The organism is Pseudomonas avellanae BPIC 631, assembly GCF_000444135.1.
Lineage (GTDB): Bacteria > Pseudomonadota > Gammaproteobacteria > Pseudomonadales > Pseudomonadaceae > Aquipseudomonas > Aquipseudomonas avellanae.
Genome location: NZ_ATDK01000262.1, coordinates 1 through 9982 on the forward strand (window position 1 = coordinate 1; position 9982 = coordinate 9982).

The 9982-nt window shown below is 57.9% G+C and carries 8 protein-coding genes and 1 pseudogene; 7 read left to right on the plus strand and 2 right to left on the minus strand.

Annotated features, from left to right (window positions below):
- The first annotated feature begins 225 nt into the window (after nucleotides 1-225).
- Entirely contained in the window at nucleotides 226-1158 is a 933-nt protein-coding gene (locus DW49_RS1000000133685; protein WP_081591636.1) for a hypothetical protein, read from the plus strand.
- A gap of 65 nt (nucleotides 1159-1223) precedes the next feature.
- Here DW49_RS1000000133685 and DW49_RS0115320 read toward each other — a convergent pair whose 3' ends face one another.
- Entirely contained in the window at nucleotides 1224-2354 is a 1131-nt protein-coding gene (locus DW49_RS0115320; protein ID WP_005620066.1) for an OpgC domain-containing protein, read from the minus strand.
- A gap of 293 nt (nucleotides 2355-2647) precedes the next feature.
- On the opposite strand from DW49_RS0115320, the pseudogene DW49_RS01000000128445 reads away from it, so the two are divergent.
- The 3 genes and pseudogenes from DW49_RS01000000128445 (at nucleotide 2648) to DW49_RS0115335 (ending at nucleotide 4569) form a co-directional block, all read left to right on the plus strand.
- Nucleotides 2648-2919, plus strand: a pseudogene (locus DW49_RS01000000128445) (type B 50S ribosomal protein L31).
- Nucleotides 2920-3070: 151 nt separating this feature from the next.
- Entirely contained in the window at nucleotides 3071-4162 is a 1092-nt protein-coding gene (ddlA, locus tag DW49_RS0115330) for a D-alanine--D-alanine ligase (protein WP_005620064.1), read from the plus strand.
- Complete coding sequence (locus tag DW49_RS0115335; RefSeq protein WP_005620063.1) at nucleotides 4159-4569, plus strand: NUDIX hydrolase; 411 nt, start codon at nucleotides 4159-4161, stop codon at nucleotides 4567-4569. The genes ddlA and DW49_RS0115335 overlap by 4 nt, the downstream gene beginning before the upstream one ends.
- 54 nt (nucleotides 4570-4623) lie before the next feature.
- Here the strand turns inward: DW49_RS0115335 and metR are convergent, their stop codons facing one another.
- Complete coding sequence (gene metR, locus DW49_RS0115340) at nucleotides 4624-5541, minus strand: transcriptional regulator MetR (protein WP_005620062.1); 918 nt, start codon at nucleotides 5539-5541, stop codon at nucleotides 4624-4626.
- A gap of 106 nt (nucleotides 5542-5647) precedes the next feature.
- Here metR and metE point away from each other — a divergent pair, with 106 nt between their 5' ends.
- The 3 genes from metE (at nucleotide 5648) to DW49_RS0115355 (ending at nucleotide 9826) form a co-directional block, all read left to right on the plus strand.
- Complete coding sequence (gene metE, locus DW49_RS0115345) at nucleotides 5648-7948, plus strand: 5-methyltetrahydropteroyltriglutamate--homocysteine S-methyltransferase (protein ID WP_005620060.1); 2301 nt, start codon at nucleotides 5648-5650, stop codon at nucleotides 7946-7948.
- Between the two features lie 184 nt (nucleotides 7949-8132).
- Nucleotides 8133-9125, plus strand: coding sequence for an alpha/beta fold hydrolase (locus tag DW49_RS0115350; protein ID WP_005620058.1), 993 nt, complete (start codon nucleotides 8133-8135; stop codon nucleotides 9123-9125).
- A gap of 53 nt (nucleotides 9126-9178) precedes the next feature.
- On the plus strand, nucleotides 9179-9826 hold the full coding sequence (locus DW49_RS0115355) for a DsbA family oxidoreductase (protein WP_005620057.1): 648 nt from the start codon (nucleotides 9179-9181) through the stop codon (nucleotides 9824-9826).
- The last annotated feature ends 156 nt before the right edge of the window (nucleotides 9827-9982 follow it).

Sequence of the window (9982 nt, forward strand, 5' to 3'; positions counted from 1 at the left end):
AAGATTTGAATTTTCCGTTAGTTGGTGGCTGATTTTTTCGAAAACAGTACACTAACGGCACGGACAGGGAAAACTTGCGCTGAGAAAAGTGTAGGAATATTCCCAAGCTGCTGGGGTGGCAATTGTTTTGTAGGAAATTTCTTTATTTTTTGTTTTGCTATTGACCTTGTGATCGGATTTCTATTACGTCCTGTTTTAGTTTTTTATTAATATTAGGAGCGTCACATGAATAATCTCAAGGCAGCAAAGATTTTGGCATTCTCGTTGTTGGCATGCGCTTTACATACGCAAGCAATAGCACACGAAGTGGGGCGGGATATTTTAAATGGGCAGACAAGTGATGCGGAAGTTTTAGAGGGATTTGGCGAGGTTGAAGCGGGTGATGCTGTTGAACCTAAATTTACTGAGCTACCTGACAAATTTAATCTTATCAAGGATTCATTGGTAAGCGCCGCGGACAGCCACTATTACGGCTTCACAGCGTTGCGTGGGCAAAAGGTTTTGATTCAGGGGCATCTATCCGGATCTGCTCAGTTGGAAATTCATGATGGCGCTAAATGGAATATGCTCGCCAGTGGTCAGAAAATTGTGCTTTCTTCTTTGACTCTTGGGCAGGATGTAATTGTTCGGGTGTCTCATAACGAGTCCAGGCCTTTTGTACAAGGCTCTACCTATGGCCTGATATTGGGTTCGTTTCCAAAAGTCACTTATGCTCGCCTGCGAGATCAGCCATATGGTATGTCAAGAATACCTCCGGATGCGTCTACCCTGGGGCCGTTATCTGCTCAAGGAATAAGCAACGTTGTTCTGGAGGTCGATATGACTGATTCGACAGGGACGCCCCTGGAAGGGGGCATTGCGTCATACTCAATTGATCTGCCGAAGTCCGATAAGTCTCGTTCCACTGGCCTTGTGAAGACTGACGCATCCGGTAAAGTCCGCACGCTAGTAGATATTGGTCGCTGTGTCGGCGGAAACGACGCAGATGTTTTTACCGAGAAAGATAGAGGGACACATATTTGGCGTACTCAATATTTTGAAGGCGATTGGATGGTACACAATTTTTATGCTGGAGATACAGGCGCTGACACACCTCATCCTGATAAAGGGCAAGTCGGACATATCTGTCATCAAAGACTGATCAAGAGTACTCCGTAAGTAAACATCTAAAGAATACTGGCAAATGCGTTTTGCCAGTCTTTGCATTTGCAACGGTCCTTTCTCTACACGGCTACGGCGGTCTTATATGTTCCCAGCCGTTTATTCAACTCCAGCCCATTGGCCATCAGCATCATCAAGCCCAGCCCGACAATCGCGGTAGTGACCTGCATTGGCCGCGTATCGCCGGCCAGCGCATTTGCCATGTCTGCCAGTGGCGCGAGCAGTACGCCCAGGCAGAAGACTTCCAGCGAATAACGGCCCATGCGACAGGTCTGGCGGGCGGGCCAGTTCTCGAGCCAGGTGCTTGAGGTCGGCAACAACCGGGCAACCACGTAGACCAGGGCGAGGAAGTGCAGCAGGCGCGCGGGTGCCAGGTCGGTTTTGCTGATGGGGTACAGGGCGTCGAGGTACAGGGTCGAGACCAGCGCGGTGTGCAGGTCGGGCCATTTTTCGCTGAAGGTCAGTACGCCTGCGATCAGCACGTAGACAGCGGCCATCAGGAACAACGGTTGTTGGCGTAATGGAGGGGCTTGGGCTGGTGTGGCGGTTTCGCTGCGCAATGCGCAGGCACCGCCGAGGATGAACAGCAACTGCCAGGCCACCGGGTTGAAGTACCAGACGCCGCCGCCTTCGTAAGCGCGCAGGTTCCAGCCGAACAAAGGCACCATCAGGTACAGGGCTATCGACAGGCCGACCGCCACTTCCAGCTTGCGCAGCATCAACGGCAAGGTGAGGGGCAAGGTCAGCAGCAGGACGATGTACAGCGGCAACGGATCGGTCAGGTTGGGCTTGAAACGCAGCAGCAGTTCATCGGCCAATGCCTGCTGCGGGTTGCCGACGAAGTATTCAAGGCCCATCTGCTGGACCATGTCGCGGGTTTCGACATGGTTGTTGGCGACGAAGACGATGCCCATCAACAAGGTCAGCAGAAAGATGTGCACCACATACAGCACCCAGGTGCGGCGCAGGATCCGCACGCCAGCCACCAGCATGCCGTCGCGCCGCGCAATGCGCCCGTAGGCCAGGATCGATGCGTAGCCGGCGAGAAAAACAAAGATTTCTGCTGCGTCGCTGAAACCGAAGTTACGCACGGTCAGTTGCGCCAGAGGATTGTCCGGCACGTGATCCCAGAATATGAAGATCAGCGCCAGGCCGCGAAAGAAGTCGATTCGATGATCGCGTCCGTTATTCATAACGGTGGACTCTTGAAAGTGCTAATGAGTAAAGATCGGCCACAGGGGCTTAGGTTCCAGGCCAGCGACCAGTGACGCTCGGCGGCGCGGCAGGGTGGCGTTTTCGGGCGACAATTGCAAAAGCGCGGTATTACAGAATGTCTCTGATGCGCTGATCTAAAGGGTTCGCAGGCCGACAGCAGCCCCACGCGGAGGTGCGATCAAGCTCGGCAATGTCAGCAATCAACAGCAATCATTCTCATCTTCTATTATGTTACTGTATAACGATTTAGCCCACTAACGGAGAGATGACCATGAAACCCGATATCCATCCTGCTTACCGCACCGTACTGTTCCACGACACCGCTGCCGATGCCTTGGCTCCACCGTGGACACCGACCGCACGCAGCTACACACCGACGGCATGACCTACCCTTATGTCGCGCTCGACGTGTCCAGCGCCTCGCACCCGATGTACACCGGGCAGCAGCGCAAGACCACCACCGAAGGCCGGATCGCCGGTTTCAACAAGCGTTTCGCCAGCTTCGGCTCTGGCAGCAACAAAGAAACCGCTGCAACGCAATGAGCTGTCTGACCTCCCGGTGCTGGGCGTTTTCTGTGAATCGCCCACCACCGGGATTTTTTTGCCTGCAATTGGGCGGTGGGGCCAATCATCTACTGGACTAACAGCCGGAATTGCTTTTATCTTCGCGGCCTGAAAAACAGGAGTAGCCGCTTTGAAAAAGTCAGTCGCCATCGTTTTCGGTGGGCAATCCAGCGAGCATGAGGTTTCGTTGCAGTCTGCGCGCAACGTGATCAATGCGATTGATCGTGAAAGCTATGCATTGACGCTGATCGGCGTCGACAAGCTGGGCCGTTGGCTGCGCTTCGATGAGGCCGATTACCTGCTCAATGCCAATGACCCTGCGCGGATCAAACTGAGCGGTTCGGGTAAGCAGTTGTCGTTGTTGCCCGGCAGTGCGGGCGGCCAGTTTGTCGAGGTAGAGACAGGCCAACCGCTGGCAGCCATCGACGTGGTTTTTCCACTGATCCACGGTGCGTTCGGCGAAGACGGCGCGTTGCAAGGCCTGTTGCGTATGCTGGCTGTTCCTTTCGTGGGCGCCGACGTGCTCGCTTCTGCGGCGTGCATGGACAAGGATGTGACCAAGCGTCTGTTGCGTGATGCTGGCATTGCCGTCGCGCCGTTTATGGTGCTGAACCGTGGCGAAAGCCTTTCGTTCGCGCAGGCGGCTGCGCAGCTGAGCCTGCCGATGTTCGTCAAACCTGCCAATCAGGGGTCATCGGTGGGTGTCAGCAAAGTATCTGACGAGGCGGGTTTCGCTGCGGCACTGGCGCTGGGTTTTGAGTTCGATCACAAGCTGCTGATCGAGCAGGGCATCGTCGGCAGGGAAGTGGAATGCGCCGTGCTGGGCAATGACGAGCCGCAGGTCAGTGTCTGTGGTGAGGTCATTGCCAACGACGAATTCTATGCCTACGACACCAAGTACCTGAACGGTGATCAGGCGCGCATCGCCATACCTGCCGAGTTGCCTTCCGACCTGAGCGATCAGGTGCGTGACGTTGCACTACAGGCTTACAAAGTGCTGGGTTGCGCGGGGCTGTCACGGGTCGACTTTTTCGTCACCGAGGCGCGTGAAATCATCATCAACGAGGTCAACACGCTTCCCGGCTTCACCTCGATCAGCATGTACCCCAAGCTCTGGCAGGCCAGCGGTTTGAGTTATGCCGAACTGATTCATCGCCTGATCGTTCTGGCCCTGGAGCGTGCGGACGAATCGCGCCTGCTGAAAAGGGACATTTTTGCATGAAGGTCATCAACATTGCGGCAGCGTTGCTGATCGGCGCAGATGGCCGAACGTTACTGGTGCGCAAGCGCGGCACTCAGGCATTCATGCAGCCGGGCGGCAAGATCGAGCCTGGCGAGCCCGCACCGCTGGCGCTGGCCAGAGAGCTTGAAGAAGAGCTCGGGCTGATCATCGACGCGCAACAGGCAACGTTTCTGGGCGAGTTCGCGGCGCCGGCGGCCAACGAGCCAGGGTTTGAAGTGCGTTGCCAATTGTATGAAGTCAGGACCGACGCCGACGTGTTGCCCGCCGCCGAGATCGAAGAAGTGATCTGGGTCAGCGCAGACAGCCACGCCGATCTGCATCTGGCGCCTTTGACCCGTGATCTGATCCTGCCTCTGTACCGCCAGCGGCAAGCCGCAGCGAACTGAAACAGGCGTCGTCCCGCACCACGGCGCGAGACGACGCTTTCAGCGAGCGACTTCTTAGCGGACCACGCTCACACCGTCCAGCGTCGAAAACGACGTGTCCTTGGCGGTCAGCAGAAAGTCGCGCATGTACGGTGCGTCGAGCATGTCGGCGCGAATGCCGGCATACAGCGTCGCGAACAGCCCTTTCTCGCCCAGCCGTTTGGCCTTCACATAGCCGCGTGAGCTGTATTCATGCAGCGCCCAATGCGGCATGCCGCATACGCCGCGGCCGCTGGCGACCAGTTGCATCATCATCACTGTCAGCTCCGAGGTCCTTACCTGTGCGGGCTCGATGTCGGCGGGCTCCAGAAAACGGGTGAAGATGTCCAGCCGGTCGCGTTCCACCGGGTAGGTGATCAGCGTTTCAGGGATCAGGTCTTCCGGCACGATGTAGGGCTTGGTCGCCAGCGCATGCTGATTGGCCACCGCCAGCATCGCTTCATACGTGAACAGCGGCACATAAGTGATACCGGGCAATTCCAGCGGGTCGGACGTCACCACCAGGTCCAGATCGCCGCGCGCCAGCGCAGGCAGCGGCGCAAACGAGAAGCCGGAAGACAGGTCCAGTTCGACCTCGGGCCAGGCGTCACGGAACTGGTCGATGGTCGGCATCAGCCACTGAAAGCAGCTGTGGCACTCGATCGCCATGTGCAGCCGTCCCGCCGTGCCGCCCGCCAGACGGGCAATATCGCGCTCGGCGCTGCGCAGTTGCGGCAGCATCGAGTCGGCCAGTTGCAGCAGGCGCAAACCGGCGCTGGTGAAGCGCACCGGCTTGGTCTTGCGCACAAAAAGCGGCATACCCATGCGCTCCTCCAGTTCCTTGAACTGATGGGACAGCGCCGACTGAGTCAGGTGCAGACGTTCAGCGGCATCGACAAGGCTGTCAGCCTCGCGCAAGGCGTGCAGGGTTTTGAGGTGGCGTATTTCAAGCACCGTCAGCGCTCCATGAATAAAATTTGTGACCATCACGAAAACAATGAGTTTGTCTCATGTTGTGTCGGCTGTCGACAATAGCGCCATCTTTTATGGAGGACGCACTATGGCCCTGGCCCACAACCTTGGATTTCCGCGTATCGGCGCAGATCGTGAATTGAAGAAAGCTCTGGAAGCCTACTGGAAGGGCGATCTTGACCAGACGGGCTTGCGTGCTGTCGGCCAGCAGCTACGCGCAGCGCATTGGCAGGTTCAAAAAGAGGCCGGTATCGAGTTACTGCCGGTCGGCGACTTCGCCTGGTACGACCAGGTACTGACGCACTCTCTGACACTGGGTGTCATCCCCGAACGCTTTGCCCATGTGCGAGACGCAGCAGGCTTGCCGACGCTGGACACGTTGTTTGCCATGGCGCGCGGTGCGAGCAGTTGCTGCGGCGCATCCCTTGGCAAGACGCAATATGCCCAGGAACTGACCAAATGGTTTGACACCAATTATCACTACCTCGTCCCGGAGTTCACTCAGGACCAGCGTTTCCAACTGAGCTGGGAGCAACTGTTCGAGGAAGTCGATGAAGCCCACGCGCTGGGCCACAAGGTCAAACCGGTACTCATCGGGCCGTTGACTTACCTGTGGCTGGGCAAGGCCAAAGGCGACAGTTTCGACAGGCTTGAGCTGCTGGACCGGCTGTTGCCGGTGTACGGCGAGATCCTCGGGCGTCTGGCGGCGCAGGGCGTGGAATGGGTGCAGTTCGATGAACCTGTTTTGACCCTGGACCTGCCGCAGGACTGGAAGACCGCGTTCGAGCGCGCCTATCACAGCCTGCAGTATTCCCCGCTTAAAAAGCTGGTTGCCACCTACTTCGGCGGCCTTGAAGACAACCTCGGTCTGGCGGCCACGCTGCCGGTGGATGGCTTGCACATCGATCTGGTTCGTGCGCCGGAGCAGTTGCCTGCGGTGCTTGATCGTTTACCGTCCTACAAGGTTTTGTCGCTGGGGGTAGTCAACGGGCGCAACGTCTGGCGCTGTGATCTGGAGACTGCGCTGGCAGCCTTGCAGCAAGCTCACGCACGCTTTGGCGATAACCTTTGGGTTGCGGGTTCTTGCTCGTTGTTACACAGCCCCGTCGACCTGAGCCGTGAAGACCGGCTCGACCCTGAGTTGAAAGGCTGGCTGGCTTTTGCGGTGCAGAAGAGCCGAGAGATCGCGATTCTCAGCCATGCACTGAACGATCCACAGGCTACCGAAGTGGTCGAGTCGCTGGCACAGAGCCGCGAGATACAGGCAAGTCGCGCGCGGTCATCGCGTGTCCACAACCCGCAGGTGCAGGCGCGTCTGGCCTCGGTAACAGCGGCCGATCATCAGCGCCGGTCGGCATTTGCCGAGCGCATTACGGTACAGCGTGAGCGTTTGCAACTGCCGGCGTTTCCGACCACTACCATTGGCTCGTTCCCACAGACTTCGGCGATTCGTCTGGCGCGTCAGGCTCACAAGCAGGGCAAATTGTCGCTCAATGACTACACCGATGCGATGCGCCACGAGATCCGTCATGCGGTGCAGGTTCAGGAAAACCTCGGCCTGGATGTGCTGGTGCACGGTGAGGCCGAGCGTAATGACATGGTCGAATACTTTGCCGAGCAACTGGGCGGCTATCTGTTTACCCGCTTTGGCTGGGTGCAGAGTTACGGCTCGCGTTGTGTGAAACCCGCGATCATTTTTGGCGACCTCAGCCGCCCGCAACCCATGACTGTCGACTGGATCCGTTACGCACAGAGCCTCACCGACAAGACCATGAAAGGCATGCTGACGGGGCCGGTGACCATGTTGATGTGGTCTTTCTCCCGTGAAGATGTTTCCCGCCAGGTTCAGGCGCAACAACTGGCGCTGGCGATTCGTGATGAGGTGCTAGACCTGGAGCGAGCCGGAATCAAGATCGTGCAGATCGACGAAGCAGCCTTTCGCGAAGGCTTGCCGCTACGCAAGGCGCAGTGGCAGCAGTATCTGGATTGGGCGGTCGCCGCGTTTCGCCTTTGCGCCTCTGGCGTTCGGGACGAAACCCAGATTCACACGCACATGTGCTACAGCGAGTTCAACGACGTGATCAAGTCCATCGCGGCGATGGATGCCGATGTCATCACCATTGAAACCTCACGCTCGGACATGGAGTTGCTGGACGCCTTTGAAGCGTTCGACTACCCGAATGACATCGGTCCGGGTGTCTACGACATCCATTCGCCGCGTGTTCCGGAAACGGCCGAAATGGTCAGCCTGATCGCCAAGGCAGCACGACGCATACCCGTTGAGCGGCTGTGGGTCAACCCGGACTGCGGCCTCAAGACCCGCGGCTGGCCAGAGACCGAAGCCGCACTGATCAACATGGTCGCGGCCGCCAGGCAACTAAGGCTATAGGGTCGATACTGATCTTGAGCTGCAAGTGGATTCGTCCTTTCTTGCAGCTTGAGGTTTACCGTTTGCGGCGGCTGCACCTACCACTCAGCGCCATTCATCAAATTGTCACGCAACTGTGGCAGCGCGCTTGGCAAAACATCATCAGACTCGCGGCCTACTGGGGTTCTGTTTTTTGGTGTTTTTCATGCGGGTTTTAATTTTTCTGGCCGCGCTTCTGTGCGGCTTGCCGTCTTTTGCGTCCAATCGTTGTGATGTCGATGTCCCTGTACAGCTCGCTGACCTCAAGGAAGTACGCATTGCCTACCAGAGTATCGGCAGTGAGTCCGACCCTGCCTTGCTGTTGGTCATGGGCCTGGGCGGTCAGTTGATTCATTGGCCGGACGAGGTTGTGGTCGCGCTGTGTCAGCAGGGTTATCGGGTGATTCGCTATGACAATCGCGATGTCGGCCTGTCGACCTGGGTGCAGCAGCCAGCCGATGCCAATCTGACCTTCGAAGTGCTGCGTTACAAGCTAGGCCTGCCAGTCTCGTCACCCTATTCACTGACCGACATGGCCGACGATGCGTTGGGGCTGATGGATGCCTTGCAGATACGCCAGTTTCACGTTTTGGGCGCTAGCATGGGCGGCATGATTGCCCAGCACCTGGCCGACCTTGCGCCCTCACGGGTCGAGAGCCTGACCCTGATCATGACCAGTTCCGGCGCTCAGGGATTGCCGATGCCCAACGCGGCGCTGCTGCAACTGTTGGCGCGTCGTGGCGCGCCCAATCGGGAGGTGGCGCTGGAGCAGCAGGCTGACTTGCTGGCGGCGCTGGGCAGCCCGCAGGTCAAGGATGATCGCGAGCAGTTGCTGCATCAGGCAGCGGTTTCCTACGACCGGGCGTTCAATCCCGAAGGCGTCAAACGCCAGATCCTGGCTATCCTGGCCGAGCCCAGTCGTGTCGAGTTGCTCAACCGCTTGCGCCTGCCGGTGCTGGTGGTGCATGGCACGGCCGACCCGTTGCTGCCGGTCATGCACGGTGTGCACGTCGCCGCGCACATTCAGGGCAGCCAACTGCGCCTGATTCCAGGGTTGGCGCATCGTTTTCAGGAAGCCTTCAAGGCGCCCTTGCTGGGCGCGGTGTTGCCGTACCTGAAAGCCCAGCATGAAGACGGCCGTAATCTGGCGCAGTTGTAAGGCACCGGCAGAGGTGTATCGTATGGCCTTTGCTTATTTCAACGAGGGCCATCATGACCACTGCACTGAAGATCGATTTCATTTCCGATGTTTCCTGCCCCTGGTGTGTCATCGGTCTGCGCGCGCTGGATCAGGCGCTTGAAGCGCTGGGTGACGAAGTGCAGGCGCAGATTCATTTTCAGCCCTTCGAACTGAACCCGAACATGCCGGCCGAAGGCCAGGACATCAAAGAGCACATTGCCGAGAAATACGGCTCCACGCCTGAACAGATCGAAGCCATTCACGAAACCATCCGTGAGCGCGGTGCCGAGCTGGGTTTCACGTTTGGCAAGGGCGAGCGACGCATCTACAACACCTTCGATGCGCACCGTCTGCTGCATTGGGCCGAGCAGGAAGGCACGCAACCGGCATTGAAGCAGGCGTTGTTTGTCGCCTATTTCAGTGAACTGAAAGACCCTTCCAATCACCAGACCCTGGCAGACGTGGCGCAGAAAGTCGGCCTTGACCGCCTGCGCGCACAGGCCATTCTGGACAGCGACGAGTTTGCCAGCGACGTCCGCGAAGCCGAACAGCTCTGGACATCACGTGGCATCACTTCGGTGCCGACCATGGTCTTCAACGACCAGTACGCCGTATCAGGCGGGCAACCGGTTGAAGTATTCGTCAGCGCGATCCGCCAGATGCTCAGCGAGTCGAAGTAACCGCTGCCAGCGCAGCATCACATCTGTGCTGCAACACCTCGTCGTGCCTTGCTCTCAGCAACTGCACATAAACGAAAGCGCTTTTTTATCGCGATGGCACTGACGACGCAGAGTGCGACGTAAGTGACGGCTGAGTCCTGGCGCTGATCCGGGGGA

What these genes read in the sequence shown, in the direction of transcription:
- DW49_RS0115350 (WP_005620058.1), top strand. Translation starts at nt 8,133, where the DNA reads ATGCGGGTTTTAATTTTTCTGGCCGCGCTTCTGTGCGGCTTGCCGTCT.
- DW49_RS0115335 (WP_005620063.1), top strand. Translation starts at nt 4,159, where the DNA reads ATGAAGGTCATCAACATTGCGGCAGCGTTGCTGATCGGCGCAGATGGC.
- metE (WP_005620060.1), top strand. Translation starts at nt 5,648, where the DNA reads ATGGCCCTGGCCCACAACCTTGGATTTCCGCGTATCGGCGCAGATCGT.
- DW49_RS0115355 (WP_005620057.1), top strand. Translation starts at nt 9,179, where the DNA reads ATGACCACTGCACTGAAGATCGATTTCATTTCCGATGTTTCCTGCCCC.
- DW49_RS1000000133685 (WP_081591636.1), top strand. Translation starts at nt 226, where the DNA reads ATGAATAATCTCAAGGCAGCAAAGATTTTGGCATTCTCGTTGTTGGCA.
- DW49_RS0115320 (WP_005620066.1), bottom strand. Translation starts at nt 2,354, where the DNA reads ATGAATAACGGACGCGATCATCGAATCGACTTCTTTCGCGGCCTGGCG.